The organism is Brucella tritici, assembly GCF_008932295.1.
GTDB lineage: Bacteria > Pseudomonadota > Alphaproteobacteria > Rhizobiales > Rhizobiaceae > Brucella > Brucella tritici.
This window is the reverse complement of sequence record NZ_WBWA01000028.1, coordinates 11,856-31,196: the sequence shown is the minus strand read 5'-3', so window position 1 is coordinate 31,196 and position 19,341 is coordinate 11,856. Positions and strand designations below refer to the sequence as shown.

Here is a 19,341-nt window from a genome sequence, read left to right as displayed (position 1 = left end):
CTGTCCTGAATCTCCTACACCGGATTTATCCGGCAAGAAAGTTGCGATTGCAGTTTTGCAGAAGCCCTGCGAAGCTCCATCCTCAACAGCCACTTTGAGATTTTGAAGGTTCAGGAATGCGGTTTCCACGCCCGATCATTGCTAGCGGCACGCTTTGCGTCCTGACCGCGATTTATCTCCTCGCTTTCACCAACACCTCTTTCTGGCAGCGGCTGATCGCCTATTTTTCCGATCATCCGCAAAAGCTGGTTGTTGGGGCGGCAGCTATCCTTCTCATCCATATCGCCGTGCTGATGGCCTTCTCGGCGAAATATATCATCAAGCCGGTTCTGATTTTCGCAATATGGGTCGCCGCAGGCGGGGCCTATTTTACGGACACGTTTGGCACCATCATTGACCGCAACGTGGTCGAGGCGACGCTGACGACGACAAAAGCCGAGTCGGGCCATCTGATAACGACGGGCTTTCTGCTGCATATGCTGCTTTACGCCGTCATCCCCTCGCTTCTCGTCATCTGGGTCCGCGTGAAGCACCGGCCTTTGCTGCAAAAGCTTCTGGTCAATACCGTTTCGATCATCGTCTGCCTGGCTGTCGCAGTCGCGCTTATTGGCTCCGATTACGGCAGCTTCTCCTCAATGTATCGCGAACACCGCTCCGACATCATGGAACGGCTCATGCCTGGCACACCGCTCAAGAGCACGGTGCAATATATCGTACGTGACCTGAATGACAGGCAGATCGTGATGCAACCGCTCGGCCTCGATGCCAAACAGGCATTGCCGCCGATAGCGTCGGGCAAGAAACTGCTGACGGTTATCGTGGTGGGCGAAACGGCGCGCGCGCAGAATTTCAGCCTTTACGGCTACCCGCGTGAGACCAATCCCGAACTCAAGCAGCAGGATATCGTCACCTTCACGAACATGACGAGCTGCGGTACGGATACCTCGGTTTCGGTGCCGTGCATGTTTTCGCCCTTTCCGCGCGAGGATTATTCGAGCTCCAAGTTCCATAGTTCGGAAAATCTGATGGACCTCCTCAACCATGCTGGCGTGCAGGTTGCTTGGTACGAAAACAATACCGGCAGCAAAGGCGTTTCGGACCGCATACCGACGGTCGACCTGCAGAATTCGAACAATGCGCAATATTGCGAAGGCGGCGAATGTCTTGACCAGATTCTGGTCGACCAGCTCCGCGATCACCTGAAGGACGTCAATGGCAATGCCACGATTGTCCTGCATATGACAGGCAGTCACGGGCCCTCCTATTATCGCCGTTATCCGCCGGAATTCGCCAAGTTCAAGCCAGAGTGCCGCACAAGCGAATTTTCCGATTGCACCAACGACCAGATCGTCAACTCCTATGACAACTCGATCCTCTATACCGACCACATATTGTCGGAGATCATCAACGTCCTGAAAGCAAGCGAAGATCGTTTTGCTCCGGCCATGATCTATATGTCCGACCATGGCGAATCGCTGGGCGAAGATGGCCTTTATCTGCATGCGGCACCCTATTTCATCGCCCCTGACGTCCAGACACACATTCCATTCGTCGCATGGTTCTCGCCGGACTATGCAAACGCCACCAGGCTCGACACGGCTTGCATCAAGCAGGATGCTGCTGCCCCCTCCTCGCACGACAATCTGTTCCACACGGTCATCGGCATGATGGGCGTGAAAACGTCGGCCTATGATCAGGCACTCGACCGCTTTGCCAACTGCCGAAAGGCCAATGTCGCCACGTCGAACTAGTGTGGTGGATTTGAATCCGAAATTCGTTCGCAACCCCGCTCCAGAATGATACGAATTTCGGATTCGCCACACTAGCACATTTGGCGCCAAGCGAATGCGGCTGGTTATGCCAGCCTAACCAATGATTTGAGCCTGCTAACAAAGCGTGGTACACTTTGTCTTGGGAGAGCGCATGGACAGGCGGAAGAGGAGGTCCGCACCGGTGCAATCCGGCACTTTGAACAAGTGTCCGAAGCCCGGATAATTATAAAAGCTTCCGTCTGGCTCAAACGCTATCGCGCCCTCCCGGGGAAGGAGATGCGCCATGGAATATTTTCACTATGTCAGCACACTGGATTACATCCTGCTGGGCTTCATAGCCTTGCTGGTCTTCTGGAATCTGGTTGAAGCGAACTTGCGCAGATAAAGAGCGGCAGCTTATTTCCAAGCCGCTCTGAACGTATATGGCCTGTTCCGCCTGACGCCGTCAGGAACGGTACCGTTGACCGGAACGCAGCCGTGAAGACGGGCGGCTGGGTGGATTACGCGTCATGAGTTCTTACCCTTCCAGTCTTCTTTCCGAAGAGCATGCAAGCTGCGCTTTTGAGCAATTGACCTCGTTTCGTTTAGTCGGTATATCCCAACCCGCTGTCCCTTTGGACCATATCGAACTGCTTCGGCAGAAATGTGCGGGTGTGGTGGAACTGGTAGACGCGCCGGACTCAAAAGCATTAACGCTTAGTTCGCAACTGCACACAATCCTCAAAATTAGAGAGCTTTTACAATGAACCTTCGCGGCTCATACACTACGCTTTTGCACACAGTCAGGCGCATGTGGCGGAAGTTCTCTGGTGGTTCCGCCACCACGGAAAACCGGCCTTATGCCAACATCGGGACCAACCGTAGCAGCCGGGAGCGCTTTGAATCCATGAAGCTACTGAGACGACATAGGTACGTGGATGCAGACGGTCACTGGTACTCAGTGGAGCGGCGGCAATGTCAGTGGACCGGACTAATCATAGAGAGAACAAGGAGAATTACCTAGACATGAAACACGTTAAAGAGGTCTGGGAAGAAGGCAGACAATTCGGCTTACAGCAAGCAGCCCGAAAGGTTGCCGAGATGCTTAAGGGCGTACCGACCACAGCGAAGCGATGCATGGACGCCATAATGGGTCTTCGCAGGGAGAACGTGGTGGACGAAATGGAACTGGGCTTCAAGCCGATGGATAGACCGGAAACAGTCATCCGCACCAAGAAATGAAAATCAGCTTAGACCTTGCCGCCCGTAGGATCATCATGGCGTCAATGCTCTATTACGGACTAGACGAGAGCGTAATACCGGACAGCGAGTTTGACGATATGTGCAACCGCGTGGCCGACAATTGGAAGGACCTCAGTAAGCAGCGTCAAGTCTGTCTGGGTAGTCCCGACAAGATACGGACATCGGGTTTTCATGTGAGGGTTACGACCCTCGCAGAACATGGCGCGGTGTCTTGGCTGCAATCACTAGGACGATATGACCCGAAGGGTGACAGGCGGGTAGTAGCCACGTTGCCCCAGAAGCGTTTGAAGTCAATCGGACACTGGCGACCCACCCACGGGTATATGTGGATTTACGAATAATCAGAAGCACACGGACAGGTGGACAACCGCTGACCACTTGCGTCCAGACACTACGCATATGCACGGAGTTATCCGAATGACGCAACATTTCATCCCACCTTCTCCGCATCTCCACGACCGATGGGAGGACCAAGTGTCACTCGAAAAGGAGATGCTTGTAGAAGGCAGGCAGCGCATGAAGGATCGCATAGACAGGGCTATCCAGAAGCGTGACATGAACCGAATGCGGCCCCATAGGAGCCTGCTTAAGGAATGGGTCTTGCCGGTATCCGAGGGGATCAAAGCTTGGATGTCTAAGATGTCCAGCAAGCGCGGACCTAAGCCGATTGCGTTGCCACGACTCCAGGAATTGGAACCTGAGACCGCCGCCGTGGTCGCCCTCAAGTCCATGCTTCGGATGCTTAGCATTGAGCGGAGAGCCATCCTTGCCGTAGCCACCGAGATAGGAACGTGGTGTGAGCATGAGGCCCGTTGCCAGAAGTGGAAGGAGGAGGAGCCGCAAGACTGGAAAGAGACTGCCGCCCACTACGCCAAGAGAGGATCGAACGCCGCCCATCAAAAGCGCTCACGGATCAGCCTGTTCAATAAGTACGTCTGGGAAAAGATCGGCTGGATTGCTTGGACAGACACCGACCGGATACGGGTAGGACTGGAACTCATTAACATCATCATCGAGACGACCAGACGCTTTTTCATCATCCCGGACCCGGAATGGGTACCTAAAAGGATGAGAGGCGGGGTTTACTCAAAACGTCCATATGTCCTTGAAGCGGACAACGAGCTTCTACAGTGGGTTGCCAGCGCCATGGATGATGAACTTGTCCATGCGCCTGTCTATATGCCGACACTCATTCCTCCTCTGGATTGGACCGGACCACGCGATGGCGGCTACTATACGCCTTTCGTCAAGACACCGTTCCTCATCCGCATCAAGCATAACCAGCAAGACACCAAACAGAACGCACTTGAGGAGTTCGAAGCGCTGGACATGCCAGAGGTCTATGCGGCGCTCAACCGAGTACAGTGTACACCATGGCAGATTAACCGCAGGGTTTTCGATGTCGCTAAGGAGGTCTGGGACAAGGACTTGGCGTTAGCCGGATTGCCGAGACAGGAAGAGATAAAGGTGCCTCCCCGCCCATATGGTGTGGAGGAAGGAACCGAAGAGTATAAGGAGTGGCAGAAACTTGCTGGTGACATCCGCACATCCAATGCCAAGCGCGTTTCCAAGTTCCTAGCCTACAGACGTGCATTCAGCGTGGCCGATAGGTTCAAGGACGAGCCGGAATTTTACTTCCCGCATTATCTGGACTTCCGGGGCCGGATGTATCCGATACCATCTGATCTTAGTCCGCAGGGGCAGGACCTTCACCGGGGCTTACTGACCTTCGCCAGACCAAAGCCGGTAGGGCTTAAGGATGCGGGCTGGTTGGCAATTCATCTGGCCAACTGCTTCGGGGTGGACAAGGTGTCCTATGACGACCGCATTGAGTGGGTGGAGCAGCGTAACGACCAGTGGCTTTCGATTGACGAGGACCCGCTGTTAGACCGCCGATGGATAGGCAAGGATGATGACGACAATTGGCAGAGACTAGCCGCGATCTTTGAATGGGCCAGATGGTTACGTGAGGGGGAAGGCATGATGTCAGCTTTGCCGGTTCGCGTGGATGGGACTTGCAACGGTATTCAGCATCTTTCCGCGATGGTCCTTGATGAGGAAGGCGGGGCATCCGTCAATCTCATCCCCTCAGAGAAGCCCCGCGATATCTATCAAGAGGTAGCCGACCAGCTAACCGAAGTCCTAATAGCAGACATCAACAATCCCATAGCGGAGAAATGGCTGGAGCTATTCGAAGGGGCGGCCCCGCGTTCAGTCACCAAGCGGCCCGTGATGATCCTACCGTATGGCGGAACCACCCATGCGTATTTCAGCTATACGATGGACTGGCTTAAGAAGGCAGACCCGCACGGAAACGTCTTCCCGGTAGCCAAAACGGAAACCTCCAACCCCAGAGTGGACGCGGTGAACTATCTCGTGAAGCTCATCCGCAAGGCCGTAGAGGGGACCGTCAAACGTCCGGTGGAGGTCATGGAGTGGTTACAGCAATGCGCCAAGGAGTCGGCCAAGCGGGGCCTTCCCTTATGGTGGCGTACCCCCGTGGGTTTCTACGTCCGCCAATTCTACGGTGAGAAGAAGGGTACCCGGATTGATACAAATCTGGATGGTCAGCGCATCATGCTTCAAAACTGGCACGATACGAACACTCTGGACGTGGACGGCCAGACCCGCGCCGTAGCTCCGAACTTTGTTCATTCGCTGGACGCCTCCGCGCTCATGTCATGCGTCAACCTCTTAGGACCTAATGGTATCGAATGCTTCACGTCGATCCACGATGCCTATGGTTCGGTAGCCGCCGACATGCACACCCTTGCGTCCTGCTTACGGGAGGCTTTCATCTTAACCTATAGTGAGCCGGTCCTTGAAAATTACCGCCTCGCTTGTATCGCAGCGTCTGCCGGAAAGGCGAAGATGCCGAAACCGCTGGCCAAAGGCTCGCTCGACATCTCGAAAATCCGCGATGCGAATTACTTCTTTGCGTGAACTCTACGCATATACACGAAATAGCCACGTACTTGAAAAGGAATGTGCTTTGAGTAATGAACTTTCAACACGAGTTGACCCTACGCAATTACACATGGTCTCACGAGACCGAGTTGCTAACGTAGCTCACGCTCTCCTCAATGGGGCTAACCACGAGCGAGCGCCAGAGATTCTAGCCGGTGTGGCAGTTCTCTTTGCCGTGATGGCCGAACGCTCTGCCGTCGATCCTGAGGAACTTTACCACCTGGGGCGGCGCATCCTGTTTGCCCCTGCCCCTCATCACCACAAACCGAACGTCCAGATGGAAGCGCTACGGGACTTCGCCGGTCTCCGAGTTCGCAACCAGTCTGTAATCTAAGGAGACATAATGGCGGCTTTCTTATTCTCGCCGGTGGGTCCATTCCGGCACCCTTGGTTCAACACCCCAGACACGAAGTTTAACGCAGACGGTCTTTACCATGCTGACCAGATTCTCAGCGGCAAGGCGGCGGAAGCGCAGGCCCGAAAGATCGAAGAGGCGGCACAGGCAGCACTCGCTGAATATACTCAGGAGATGAAGCCGGGAGAGGCCAAGAAGTGGAAAATCTACCTCCCGTTTGAGCGCCTTGAGGACGACGAGACCGGGGAACCTACGGGCGAAATTCTCTTCACCTACAAGCAGAACGCGAAGATCAAGACCAAGAAGGGTGAGATTAAAGATATCACCATCGGCATCTTCGACTCGCAGGATAACCAGATGGATACCCCCATTTGGAACGGCTCCGAGGGACGAGTTGCATTCACCATGCGACCTATCACGATGGTCTCTTCCAAGCAGGTAGGCGTCCGTCTCGACTTCGCAAAGGTGCAGATCACGAAATTGAAGTCTGGCGGTAGTTCGGGCGGTGGTTTCGGTGAGACCATTGAAGGCGGTTACGTGGTCGATGACGAGCCGAAGGGCTTTGGCGGCGGTAACCCGGATAGCAGCATTGAGGAAGAGGAACAGTATTGAGTCAGGGCAACATCGCCGGATTAATGCTCATCATCTGCATGATCCCATTCGTTGCGGTTGGCCTCTTCCTCACCTTTGACGCCATGATGAAGAAGAAGAAACGATGATAGACATCCTTATTCGAGGAACAATTGTCCTCTGCCTTATGTCGCCCATCATTGCCCTTTTGACGTGGATCATTCGGGATATGCGCCAAGAACAGAAGCGCAAGGGTAACTAGTGGGCGTCTCTCGCGGAAACTGGCGACAGGCCCGCAAAAAGTATGCTCCCAAGACACAGAAGGAAGTCGGACTTCGGTACGGCTTCCGGTCTGGTCTGGAAGAGACTAATGCGAAACACCTTGAAGCCAACGGGATAAGGTTCGGTTTTGAGTCGATAAAGGTTCGATACACCGTTCCAGAATCGCGACACACCTACAATCCCGACTTCCACCTTCTGGAGAATGGAATCTTCATTGAGACCAAAGGGAAGCTGGAACCAAAAGACAGGGCCAAGCATCTCCTAATCCAGATGCAGCACCCGGATTTAGACATCCGGTTCGTCTTTCAGAGACCGCACGACCGAATTTATAAAGGCTCTCCAACGACTTACGCCATGTGGGCCGAAAAGCACGGCTTCAAATGGGCAACTCAGGTCATCCCCCTTGCGTGGGCGAGTGAGCCGGGGCCGAAGAAAAAACCTGAGGACGTACTAGGAATTTCTGCCTAGCGCTTAGGAAAGTTATCCCCACCCCCCAGAGCCATTATATTAGCACGTACTCCAGTACATAAGGAGAACATACAGGTGTGTGGAAATTCCATTCAAGCCGCCGATACGATTAACTCCCGCCTCCTTCTGGCGAACCAAGCCATTGAATTTGCTTCTGAAAGGCTTGAACCGTGGGAAGTCCAGGAGTTCTTATCTGACTTTCGACACGGGGAGCTTACGGCATGGCCTGAGTTCGTGACGTTTGCCGGTGGCTTCACCATAAAGGATGTCGCCGCATGACTTCACAGCTTAAATACAAACCGAGGGACGAAACCAACCGGATTGTCATCCACGACAGTCATACGTCCCCGGACATTACCGCGCTTGAGGACGTTCCCCGGTGGACGGAACTTGCCAATGAGGGAAGCCTGAAAATGGGCCTCCTCTCCATCGGGTACCACTTCATCATCGAACGGGATGGCGAGACAGTTGAATGCCGAAAGCGGGAACTTATCGGCTCCCATGCTCCGGGCCACAACATGGATTCCATAGGTATCTGTCTTGTAGGTGGCCGAGCGGCGGACGGTATCAACCCCGAAGACAACTTCACGGCGGCGCAGAAACATTCCCTCATGGTTCTCATCCGCGACCTTAAGGAGCAGTTCGGCCCGCTTGAGATATTCGGCCATACGGAAATCCAGCGTTACCGACAGCGGAATAAGCCTGACTGCCCGTTTCTGGACATGGACATCCTCCGGGAAGACATCGCGCTATTCGAACAAGGCATTGAGCTTTGAAGTTCGCCCTTATCGCCCTCCTTCTGGGGATAGTCGTGGCGGCTTTCAGCGGTTGCGATAATCAGCCGACCGTCAGGCCAGTACCTCACGACCACCCTTCAAGCAGTCCTATTGGCTTCGGCCCGAAGATGTCCTTCGGACCCTCCCTCAACCTCATGAGCGGTCAATGGGAAATCGGACCTAGTATGCACATGGGTCCTCGTATCAACTTCTGAGGAAAAACTATGCAGAACCATCTTACAGACGCCACGGTGTATAACTTAAGCCCGCAACAGCGTACCGTTTATGACTACCTCATGTCTGGCCGTGAGCTTACCCGGCAGGTAGCAATCAACACCCTCCACGTACAGGAGGTCACCACGCGCATCTCAGAGCTTCGCCGTCTTGGTCTCGACATCAAGTCCGAGTGGAAGCGTGACTTCGGCGGAACCCGTTACAAGTCATACCATGTGGAGATGTCCAAGTGACCAACCGAGTAAAGCTTAACGTTTACGACATCGATAATCCGAGGCGAGTTCTGGGATGGGTCTGGGCACATTGTCTACCGCGCCCACGCCGCTTTGATACCATTAAGTTCGCATGTATGCGGACTGTCCCTCCTCTTTGCGCTGTCAACTACGCTCTCCTTCCAAATGACGTTGAAGTTAACGTAGTGGAGTTCCACATTGCCGAGAACCGTGAAGAGGTTGCAGGAACAAACGGATGGCAGCGCCAAGCCGCTCTCCTCACTGGCTCCTCCCTTGAGCATTTGATGCAAGTTGACATCTTCCGTCTCCCCGGTGAAACCGATGCCGAGGCCGCTCACCGTCAGCACCGAAAGGGATTCTACGGATGAGCAAGGACTACACCAAACCCTCCTACTCCCTATTCCATGGAGTGGTCGCCGTGATGGATGACCATGGGAAAATTACCTTCAAGCCAACCGCCAAGGTAGGTAAGTGAGGCATGAGTGAAGCAGCGGATACGGTCCTCTTCAAGGGACCATGCCCGGACTGTGGCTCTAAGGATAACCTCGCGACATATGCAGATGGTCACAAGTTTTGCTTCACACCGGGATGTGGATTGAAGCAGGGCAAGGCAAGGGACAGTGAGGATATGAACTCAGTGTCAGAGAAGAAGGCCCCACAGAAAGCCGTTCCTTTTACCTCAGTCAACATGCGAGAGGGACTACAGAAGGCACGGGGCCTCAAGTTGGACACGCTTCAACGTTTTGGGTACTTCGTCCACAAGGAGAAAGGTAAGACTCTACAGGTTGCCCCGGTGTATAACCAGAGGGGTGAAATGGTCTACCAGAAGTACCGCGACAAAGATAAGAACTTTTGGTTCACAGAGGTAGCGGATAACGCACCGAAGCCCCGGATGTGTCAGCTTTATGGGCAGAACGTTTGGGGCGACAAATACGACCGCAAGGTAGTAATCACGACAGGCGAGCATGATGCACATTCCGTTGCCGAAGCCTGCCAGTTTAAGATACCCGCAGTATCCGTAATAGCCGGTGACGGTTCCGCCTTGGAACAGTTGAAAACGAATTATCGTTGGCTGGATCGCTTCGAAGAAATCATCCTCTGGTTTGACAATGATGAGTCTGGACAGTCGGTAGTGGCGGAATGTGCCGCCCTCTTCGAACCGGGTAGAGTTAAGACCATCAAGATTGACCGTGTGAAGGACGCCAATGAACTAGCCAAGGCTGGACGACATGGTGACATCTACGCGGCAGTCTGGGGCGCGACACTCTGGGCACCTGACGGGATCGTCAATGCCGCCCTCTGCATTACAGATATGGAGGAGCCGGAAGCGGAGACAATATGTTCCTACCCTTGGCCCATCGTTCAAGATATGACGAAGGGTATCCGAGAGAAGGAAGTTGTCTACCATGTTGCCGGAACTGGTATTGGTAAGACATCGATCATCGTGGAGCTTCAAGAGCATCTGTTGCTGAACAACGTCAAGTTTGGCGTGATGCGATTTGAAGATACTCGCCGGAAGGCACAGCTTGACCTTATGTCGGTGCGAGCTAACCGCCGCCTCCACATTAACCCGATACCTAAGGAAGAGCTTAAGGCGCTCCATACGTCCGTATTCGGCGGTGGACTGGTGGAACTCTTTGACCCGGAAGTGGCTGAGTGGTCTTTCGCGGCGCTTGAACGGTATATCCGCTACATGGTCAAGGGCCTAGACTGTAAGGTAATCTTCATTGACCCTCTTTCCTTCATCGTCGCGGCGGTTGACGCACAGGACGAACGTAAGGCTCTGGACAAGGTTTCCTACAACTTCGCCCGACTGGTGAAGCAGACAGGAGCTAACCTCCAGATTACCCACCACCTTAACCGTGGCGAAGGGAAAGCCTTTGAAGAGGGCGGACAGATCAGCCTTAAGAATATCCGAGGGTCTGCCGGTGTGGCGAACTTCTCCATGGGTGTCCACGCCTATGAGCGTAACCAGCAAGGCGAACGACCGGACCTCACCCGCACACGTATTCTCAAGAATCGCCATGTGGGCAGGACAGGCGTAGCCGATACGCTGATGTGGCACGAGGACATAGGACGCCAGTTACCAACCGACGAGCCTTACCCAGACAGCAACTCAGACAAGGAGGCCCCCGCCTTCGGTCCAATTAACAATCAAGGTGACTATTAGTGAGTGAAAGGCTCCAACGAGAGATAGATGAGGTTCGGAAAGAGGTGCACGTTTTGGGTGTCCGACTTACCCTTGCACAAGCTTGGGTTGGCTTTCTTAACTTCGCGTATGACGCTCTCCTCCACCATGGGGTCAATTATCGGAACCTCAGGGAATACAAGGAATCAACCGAACTGGACGATGCGCAGAAGCTCCCCATGACGGAAGGACGCAACAAGATCACGCAATGGCTTGAACGTCTCCAGAACTCGATCAGCGCAGCAATTCGCCGAAAGAGTTTCAAAGTCGTCCCGAAAGACCCAGAGCCATGAAGGTAGGGGCGCTTTTCCGCCTCGCCAGCTTTTGGGTGGGCATTCACTGGAGTCCGTACAATAGACGTCTCTGCATCAATCCACTTCCTTGCGTCACTCTCTGGGTGACCCTACCGGGAGGCAACACACCATGAAATTACACCTCAAAACGTTGAATGCCATAGCGTGGCTCATTGGGTGGACGGTAATTGTACTGGGGGTCTTCACAGGCATGGTATTCATCTACGACAAATACCTACCTGATTGGATCGGCCCCGCCGCAGCTTTGACCCTCATTGCGAGCGGGATATACGCTTGTATCTGGTCTTTCTTCAAGGAGCGTGAAGAGTACGAAGAATGGGAAAGGCAGAATGACGGATAATGTGCAAGCTTACAGGTAAGACACGTTTCCGTACCTCAAGGAATATCTTCCGAAAGCAGCGCCTTATCCTTCAAGTTGAGTTCAAATGCCGACACATAGAAAACCTTAACGGCTCTGGATACTTTGACGAATGGAGCACGACGCATTGGAGAGACGCAACTGTAGATGACATTCTCAATGGGAATATAAATGAGATTAGCGTTCGACATTGAAACGAACGGTCTCCTTCCAGAACTTAACACCATCCACTCACTAGTCCTAAAGGACCTAGACAGCAAGGACATATGGTCCGCATCTAGCCAAGACATGGCAGACTTGGAGAAGGCCGTTAAGGAACTTCAAGGTGCAGACTATATCACCGGACACAACATTTGCCGATACGACATCCTAGCGCTCAGAAAGCTATACCCTTGGTTCAATCCAAGAGGTACCGCCAGAGACACGCTTATCATGGCCAAGATGATTTGGCCTATGGATCGCCTTAAGGACTTGGACTTCCCAAGGTGGCGAGCCGGTAAGCTCCCCGGCCAGATGATCGGTGCCCAAAAGCTAGAAGCTTGGGGATACCGTCTAGGGAGAATGAAGGGTGAGTATTCGGGGGACGTTAAGACGCTCTCCAAAGAGTATGCCGAACATGGAGACCTTTCACAGGTACCCGAATGGGCAAGGGTCCTAGCGACCGCAGACGCCAAGGGTAATCCATGCCTTGATCCGTGGCTTGCGTGGAACCAACCAATGCAGGACTATTGCGTACAGGACGTGGAAGTTACCGAGCAACTTTGGAACCTCATCCAAGGTCATATCGACGGTACCACTAAGGCGGCTAACGGTGTTGGATGGTCCGAGCAAAGCGTAGAGCTAGAACATAAGGTATGGTACCTCATTGGAGACCAAGAGGAACGGGGTTACGGTTTCGATAAAGACGAAGCTGTAAAGCTTGCTTCCGATCTTAAGACCAGACAGCGGGAACTTGAAAAGGGACTCGTGAAGGTATTCGGTTCATGGTGGCAACCTCAAGACGATGTAAAGACCGGACGGACACCCGCACGGGATTACACCGAGAAGCTGACACAGTTTCCAGATGTAACGTTTGAGCGCTTCTCCCCGAAGACCGGCAAGAGGTTGAAACCGTATGTCGGACCACCTTTGGCGAGCTACTATACTGATGCACCGTTCGTCCGAATTGAGCGCACCACATTCAACCCGAAGTCACGGCAGCATCTTGGAGACCGCTTGCAGGCCGTCTTTGGGTGGGTACCTCAGGAGTTCGGCGGTAAGAACAACGATCAGGCAAAGGTGGATGAAACCACCCTCAAATCCATCCCGGACTCAGTGCTTCCGGTAGACATCCGGGAAATCATCCTAGAATTTCTCGTGGTCTCGAAGACCTTGGGGCAACTGGCAGATGGCAAGAAGTCTTGGATAGACCTCTGCACCGAGGATGGACGCATTCATGGCCGAATGGATACCCTTGGAACCGTATCCCATCGTGGCGCTCACAAGGACCCGAACCTTGGACAGGTTCCGTCCGTTAAGAAGGCCAAGAACGAGAGTGGAGAAGAGGTCCCCGTATATGGATGGAAGGGCGGCTTCGGTGCGGAGTGCCGAAAGCTCTTCAAGCCGGGGAGGCCCGGATGGTTCCAGACTGGTGTTGACGCTTCCGGTTTGGAGCTTCGACTGTTAGGCCACTACCTGACACCGTATGATGGTGGAGAGTTTGCAACCCGCGTATCCTCCCCCGGCCTAGACATTCACTCAGAGAACGCAAAGATTACTGGCCTGTCCAGAGCGGACACAAAGACAGTGACCTACGCATTCCTCTATGGCGCAGGACCGCTAACAATCGGTCTAGGCGTAGGCGTACCTGAGGAGCTTCTTGAAGAGCTAGGTACGAGTTCCGCCGCTAAGCAGTACGTGGCGTTTCTCAAGCGGGTCATGCGCACCAAGTTTATTGAACCCGATGTAAACACTTTGGCGCATGTCGTTAAGGGACAGCAAGTACAAAAGGCGTTCCTAGAAGGCATTACAGGGTTGAAAGACTTCAAAAAGGACATTACAGAAAAGGCCAAGAAAGACGGCTTCATAGTTGCCCTTGATGGTCGCAAACTCATGATCCGCAAACCTCACGCATCTGTGAACCAACTTCTACAGGGAGGCGGCGCTATTGTGTGCAAGGATTGGGGTATTGAGACGGACGCCCTTTTGCGTGAATGCTACGCACTTACACGAGATGTAGACTATGGGCAAATGGCTTGGGTCCACGATGAATATCAATACGAACACAGAGAGGAGGGCTTTGGCCAGATCATCCAAGAAGCCTCCGCAAGAGCAATCTCGATCACAGCCGAAAAGTTTGACTTCCGGGGAAAACTCGCAACAGACGGAAAGACCGGCCTTAACTGGTACGACTGTCACTAAGGGGCGCTCCCGTATAGTCCCTGCCGGTGGGTACTTCGGACCTATGCCGATGGAAGTCTGGGATGTCTTAGATAAGTGCTGGTTTGACCCACCTTCTATCTCATCCAACTACGCGCGTGAACGCGCTCCTTTCATCGCCTTAGCATCCTCCCTTGGTTGGATCACCATCATTGCGCCAGACGGTCTTACTTTAAGCCGGTCTTGGCATGTTACCTATCATGGCCTTTCGGCCTACCAGAATAAGGAAAAATTGGAATGTTCCTGATTAACTGGTTCATCCTTGGCGCTGTACTGCTTATGCTCTACGCCTTGGATGTGTTTCCAGACCCTACCGATGTCAAGCGTACCTTGTGGCGTCGGGTCTATATGGTGTTTCTCCTCGTACTTACATATCCGGCGTGGGTTACCATCATCCTCATGTTCGCACTCACTGACCTATTCCGTGAAGAGATTACATTCCGTGAGGCTTTGAAAATCCTCATCAAGGATGTCACAGTGGATTACTGGACTGCCGTAAAGAAGTGTTGGCATGGCCGCTAAGACCGTCCTGTTAGTGGATGGTGATACCATGGCCTTCCGTGCAGCCGCAGCCGTACAGCACACCATGGAATATCCAGATGGACTTATCCAGCCGTTCGCCCGACGATGGGAAGGGGAGGCAGTTCTAGACGATATGTTGGAACGCCTTAAGCAGCGCCTCAAGGCCGACGAGATGATACTATTCCTCTCCTGCCCCTCCGAACAGAATTGGCGACTTGGTGTTGAATCCTCTTATAAGTCCAACCGTAAGGCTTCCGTCCGCCCTCTCCTTCTGACCATCCTAAAGGATTACCTGAGGACGCGATACGGTGCCGAACATATTGCCTTCCTTGAGGCAGACGATGCGATAGGCATCTGGGCTACTCGACCCGACTGGGGAGACACTAATGTCATTGTGGTGGGCCGAGACAAGGACTTTGCCACCATCCCCGGCCAGCATTACCAGCTTAAAGACGACAACGAAAAGGGACAGCCGATTGTCCGCACAGTCACGAAGCTGGAGGCCATCAAGAACCACTATGTGCAGGCGCTTTCAGGGGATGCCGTGGATGGATACCCCGGATGTCCCGGCATGGGTAAGACCAGAGCCACCCGCATTGTAGAGGAACCCGAACGCTTGGTTGCGCGGAAGGGAGTTATCTCGCGGGGCATCAATAAGGGAAAGACAACCGTTAAGTGGCACTCCGCTGGACCTTGCTCCATTTGGGAGGCCATCGTCTGTAACTACGAAAAGGCTGGCCTCACTGAGGAAGATGCACTTCGTAATGCAAGACTCGCACGTATCCTCCTCTGGGATGAATACGACTTTGATACCCATACGGTTCGCCTGTGGGTACCCGGTGACGATTAAAGGAATATAATGGAATCGAAAGAACTAGTTGCCTTAACCGGCAAGGGCGAAGCCCGCATGAAGCCTGTAGACGTGGACACGATTGATAACGTTCTGAATGCACAGGCGGCATATCTGGAAGCAGTCTCCACAGCATATGAACACTTCAATATCAACGTTAACGCCAAACACCCAGACGAAGCCATTGAGGGGGTAGTACGCGCACTGACTGCCGTTTCCGGTGTTCTCCTCTCCCATATCGCACTTTCGCGGGTCTGAGATGGAAGCCGATTTTAACACGGCGCTGACCCTCTTCCTTCACGCCAACCGCAATATCCTCACCGACTTTCAGAAGCGTGTGATCCAACTGGTACTCGATGCTGACCATGGACCGGATGAAGCGGCGGAAGCACTCCAAATCATTAGCAACCAAATAACCCATCTCCGCTATATCGGTTGGCAGCCGAAAAGTAAGTCTGGTGATATGGTCAACCGACCATCTCATTATGACGTATTCGTAATGGAACCGACATTCTTTATCGTGGAGACTGGCGGCTTTAACTGGTGCCTCGAAAACTTCTTCAAGTATATCTGCCGCTTCCCCTTCAAGAATGGCATTGAGGACCTTCGCAAGGCCATGCGGAACCTAGAGATGTTCCTAAAGTATGCGGACGGTGACCCGGAATGGAGCCGTTAACATGAAGCCACCCCGTATCGGGGCTGACCTCGTGGAGTTCCTTAAGAAGCAGTACCCTCCTAGATGTATCCGTTCCGATGAGACACCTATTGAGGCACATAGGTATGCCGCAAAGGTAGAACTCGCCCAGACACTCATTAGGATGGGTATGAGGGATGACGAGGGGATCATAGAGATTCAGGAGGATTAGCCATGTGTATTGGCGGTAAGCAACCTGAGGCCCCGACAAACAGTCCGAGCTATGCTCCGGATGATGCATACAAACACTTCGAGATTACCTCTCAGGAAGTCGGAAAGGATGAGACTAAGCAGATTCTCCAGACTGACGATCCGCAGAAGGTTTCAACCCCGAAGGTAAAGACCAGTAACGACAGCATAAGGATGTAACGATGTGCACTGGAGGTAAGCCTAAACCAGCAACCACCCCCGCCCCTGCACCAGCACCGGCACTTCCGGCTCCCGATGTCCCAGACATTGGTGAAAGCCGCCGCCGAGAATCGCAGGATGAATTTGGTACGGATGCGCCAACCTACCGCGTGAAGCGCACCACAAATACCCCCTCAATGAATCCCGATAGCAATATCGTAATGTGAGGACTTAATGGAAGATTTGGACGACACCAACTTAGGTGTTTCCGCCGAAGACTTCTATGAAAGCCAGATATCCAAACGTAACGGGCCGGTAGCGCTTGGCAGACGCCTAGCCGATATTATCAGCCCCTCTACCTTCCCCCCTGAGCAATGGCAGGCCGGTGACCCGCTTCCGGTAATCAACCAGTCTGTTAACGCTTACGCCATCAATACGCTCTCCTCTAAGATGATGCTTAGTGCGCTTCCTCCTGGACTACCCGGATGGAAGTTTACTCCTGAGGAACACAAGCTTAATCAGGACGTGGCGCAGGACCCGCAGATGTATTCTCAGGTCCTCTACGCCTTGTCCCGCCGTGAGGAGATGCACCGATCCCGGCTGGAAGCGACACACTGCCGAGCAGCCATTACGCTCTACTACAAGCTCTTGCTTCTGACCGGAAACGCTCTGGTCTATTGGGTGGATATTGACCATCCGATTATCTACAACATGCACCATTATGTGGTGAAGCGGGATGCCTCAGGCGTTCCTATCGTGGTGGTCCTTAAAGAGACCGTCTCGCGCATGGTTGCAGACGAGGACGTAGTAGACGCGGCGGAAAGGAACCGGACCCGCGCAGAGTCAACCGGTAACCCTTGGGATGAAGAGATAGACATTTATCATGTCCAGAAGCTCATCAACCGGGATGGAAAGAAGGAATACGTTTACTGGCAAGAAGTTGAAGGCGGAGAGATAATCGAAGGGACAGAGGCTTGGGCCGACTTCGATACCCCCACGCTGTATGCCGGTGGTATGATCCCAGAGTATGGTTCGAATTGGTTTCTACCATATTGCGCCGATTACGAGGGTGACCTACAGGCGGTAGAGAACTTCTCCGCAGCATTGCAGGACGGTGGTGCAGCAGCCGCACGATTCCTCACACTCGTTGACCCGAACGGGGCGACGGACCTTAGCGACATCCTTGAGGCAGAGAATCTTGACGTTGTTCCCGGACGACAGCAGGACGTGCATACGCTTCGCTCTGACAAAGGTGGAGACCTCAGGGTTACCTCTGAGGAAATGGAGAAGGCATCCCGACGCCTTGGCCAAGCGTTCCTCATGTTCTCATCGATCCAGCGCAGCGGTGAGCGAGTAACGGCGGAAGAATGGAAGATACTTGCAACTGAAATCGACCAAGCCATGGGCGGTCTCTATTCCAGTGTCTCCCAGACCTCGCAGCGGTTCTTTGTACTCCGCTTCATCCATCTCCACGAAGAGACGGACCCCCAGATAGGAAAGCTCCCTGAGGGGCTTGTACGTATCGCGGTAGTTACCGGGATCGACTCTCTTGGAAGCTCATCCGAGCTTAGCCGCTTCAAGGAGTTCATGGCAGACGCAAACGAACTTGGAAACAGTCCGACAACTGCAAAGTATATGAGCATTTCGGATGGCCTGAGGCGTCTAGCAACTTACCACAACATCAAATCCGAGGGTCTGATTTTACCTGAGGAGCAAGTCCAAGCGAGAGACGCGGACGAGCAGAACAAGGCCATGCAGCAATCCCTCATGGAAAAGGCAACAGGACCCGCAGTGTCGGGAGGAGCCGCCATGATGCAGCAGATGCTTGATAGTGGCCAACTACCAGAAGGAATTACCCAGTGACAGCAGAATCCGCAGACTTCGACATGGGCGGCGGTAACCAGTCGTTGACAATTGAGATGGGTGAAGGGGCAGACGGTTCCGAGACCATCAAGCGAAATGACCATGCCACCATCGAGTTCAATACCGATGATGTACGTAAGGAAAACGATGAAGGAGAGCTTGAAGGAACTCTTGAAGACGATGATGGTGATAATGGCGAAGGCGATGCCAGCACCACTATTGATACGGATGGAGATAACGAAGGCGAAGATACGGGAGAGGACCTTGGCGCATTCGACCCCGAAGATCAGGAAGTAGTTTCCCGCTTCGACGCACGTTATCTTGACGCTGATGGTGACCTTGACCTTGAAGGCGCTCTTAACAAGGAGTTCTGGGATAACGCCGCCAAGGGTAAGGAGGGCCTTAATGAAGCCACTTACGAATACCTCAAGTCCAAGGGCATCAAGCAGTCCACCATCAAACAGGTGGAAGCTATGGCGCTTACCCAGAAGGACAGCGAAGAGCAGGGCGTCAAGGCTCAAGACCAGAAGCTATTCAGCATAGCAGGCGGTCCAGATAAGCTAAAGGAAGCGCTCGCATGGGGTAAGGCCGGTGGCTACACCAAGGAGCAGCAGGCCCGTTTCAATCAGATCACTTCCGGTACCGACCTAGCGGCAAAGGAGGAAGCGGTTGAAGCTTTGATGTCTCGCTTCTCTCGCGCCAACCCTACCCCGAAGCCGAAGCTTCCCAAGCGTAATGCTACCAATGGGCAGGGCGGAAAGGGTCCAAGCGTCAAGCCTTTCAAGGATCGCGCTGAGATGCGGGCAATGCGTGACGGACTCCGAGATAATGACGTGAAGGGTTGGGCGCAGTACAACGCTCGCCTCCGCGCTACAAAGGACTTCTGA

Annotated in this window: 19 protein-coding genes; all 19 read left to right on the top strand. The window is 53.5% G+C overall.

The genetic code is table 11. The features are described 5' to 3' along the window. Positions 1-116: 116 nt before the first annotated feature. The 19 genes from F9K91_RS21220 (at position 117) to F9K91_RS21140 (ending at position 19,341) form a co-directional block, all read left to right on the top strand. On the top strand, positions 117-1,751 hold the full coding sequence (locus tag F9K91_RS21220) for a phosphoethanolamine transferase (protein ID WP_151555335.1): 1,635 nt from the start codon (positions 117-119) through the stop codon (positions 1,749-1,751). 1,026 nt (positions 1,752-2,777) lie between these two features. After that, the gene (locus F9K91_RS21215) at positions 2,778-2,993 is read left to right on the top strand and encodes a hypothetical protein (RefSeq protein ID WP_151678664.1); all 216 of its coding nucleotides are present in this window, start codon (positions 2,778-2,780) and stop codon (positions 2,991-2,993) included. Continuing rightward, complete coding sequence (locus F9K91_RS26725) at positions 2,990-3,355, top strand: DNA ligase LigA-related protein (RefSeq protein ID WP_412842188.1); 366 nt, start codon at positions 2,990-2,992, stop codon at positions 3,353-3,355. The genes F9K91_RS21215 and F9K91_RS26725 overlap by 4 nt, the downstream gene beginning before the upstream one ends. Positions 3,356-3,488: 133 nt before the next feature. Beyond that, positions 3,489-5,957, top strand: coding sequence for a DNA-directed RNA polymerase (locus F9K91_RS21210; protein ID WP_167522246.1), 2,469 nt, complete (start codon positions 3,489-3,491; stop codon positions 5,955-5,957). Between the two features lie 181 nt (positions 5,958-6,138). Continuing rightward, entirely contained in the window at positions 6,139-6,315 is a 177-nt protein-coding gene (locus F9K91_RS26055) for a hypothetical protein (protein ID WP_167522245.1), read from the top strand. A 9-nt stretch (positions 6,316-6,324) separates the two neighbouring features. Beyond that, a complete protein-coding gene (locus F9K91_RS21205; protein ID WP_151678662.1) occupies positions 6,325-6,948 on the top strand; it encodes a hypothetical protein in 624 nt (207 codons plus the stop codon). Positions 6,949-7,167: 219 nt separating this feature from the next. Then, positions 7,168-7,656, top strand: a complete 489-nt coding sequence (locus tag F9K91_RS21200; protein ID WP_151678661.1) for a hypothetical protein — start codon at positions 7,168-7,170, stop codon at positions 7,654-7,656. 275 nt (positions 7,657-7,931) lie between these two features. Further along, positions 7,932-8,432 carry an N-acetylmuramoyl-L-alanine amidase gene (locus tag F9K91_RS21195; protein WP_151678660.1) on the top strand — a complete coding sequence of 167 codons (501 nt, stop codon included), beginning with the start codon at positions 7,932-7,934 and terminating at the stop codon, positions 8,430-8,432. A 224-nt stretch (positions 8,433-8,656) separates the two neighbouring features. Continuing rightward, positions 8,657-8,899 carry a helix-turn-helix domain-containing protein gene (locus F9K91_RS21190; RefSeq protein WP_151678659.1) on the top strand — a complete coding sequence of 81 codons (243 nt, stop codon included), beginning with the start codon at positions 8,657-8,659 and terminating at the stop codon, positions 8,897-8,899. A gap of 478 nt (positions 8,900-9,377) precedes the next feature. Next, positions 9,378-11,069, top strand: a complete 1,692-nt coding sequence (locus tag F9K91_RS21185) for a toprim domain-containing protein (protein ID WP_151678658.1) — start codon at positions 9,378-9,380, stop codon at positions 11,067-11,069. A 441-nt stretch (positions 11,070-11,510) separates the two neighbouring features. Then, entirely contained in the window at positions 11,511-11,741 is a 231-nt protein-coding gene (locus tag F9K91_RS21180; protein WP_151678657.1) for a hypothetical protein, read from the top strand. A 189-nt stretch (positions 11,742-11,930) separates the two neighbouring features. Continuing rightward, complete coding sequence (locus F9K91_RS21175) at positions 11,931-14,159, top strand: DNA polymerase (protein ID WP_151678656.1); 2,229 nt, start codon at positions 11,931-11,933, stop codon at positions 14,157-14,159. A 255-nt stretch (positions 14,160-14,414) separates the two neighbouring features. Continuing rightward, positions 14,415-14,699 carry a hypothetical protein gene (locus F9K91_RS21170; RefSeq protein WP_151678655.1) on the top strand — a complete coding sequence of 95 codons (285 nt, stop codon included), beginning with the start codon at positions 14,415-14,417 and terminating at the stop codon, positions 14,697-14,699. Next, positions 14,689-15,549 carry a hypothetical protein gene (locus tag F9K91_RS21165; protein WP_151678654.1) on the top strand — a complete coding sequence of 287 codons (861 nt, stop codon included), beginning with the start codon at positions 14,689-14,691 and terminating at the stop codon, positions 15,547-15,549. The genes F9K91_RS21170 and F9K91_RS21165 overlap by 11 nt, the downstream gene beginning before the upstream one ends. A gap of 9 nt (positions 15,550-15,558) precedes the next feature. Next, a complete protein-coding gene (locus tag F9K91_RS21160) occupies positions 15,559-15,807 on the top strand; it encodes a hypothetical protein (RefSeq protein WP_151678653.1) in 249 nt (82 codons plus the stop codon). Position 15,808: 1 nt separating this feature from the next. Then, the gene (locus F9K91_RS21155; RefSeq protein ID WP_151678652.1) at positions 15,809-16,225 is read left to right on the top strand and encodes a DUF3310 domain-containing protein; all 417 of its coding nucleotides are present in this window, start codon (positions 15,809-15,811) and stop codon (positions 16,223-16,225) included. Between the two features lies 1 nt (position 16,226). Then, the gene (locus tag F9K91_RS21150; RefSeq protein WP_151678651.1) at positions 16,227-16,415 is read left to right on the top strand and encodes a hypothetical protein; all 189 of its coding nucleotides are present in this window, start codon (positions 16,227-16,229) and stop codon (positions 16,413-16,415) included. Between the two features lie 410 nt (positions 16,416-16,825). Beyond that, positions 16,826-18,454, top strand: a complete 1,629-nt coding sequence (locus tag F9K91_RS21145; RefSeq protein WP_151678650.1) for a portal protein — start codon at positions 16,826-16,828, stop codon at positions 18,452-18,454. Next, positions 18,451-19,341, top strand: coding sequence for a hypothetical protein (locus F9K91_RS21140; RefSeq protein WP_151678649.1), 891 nt, complete (start codon positions 18,451-18,453; stop codon positions 19,339-19,341). The genes F9K91_RS21145 and F9K91_RS21140 overlap by 4 nt, the downstream gene beginning before the upstream one ends.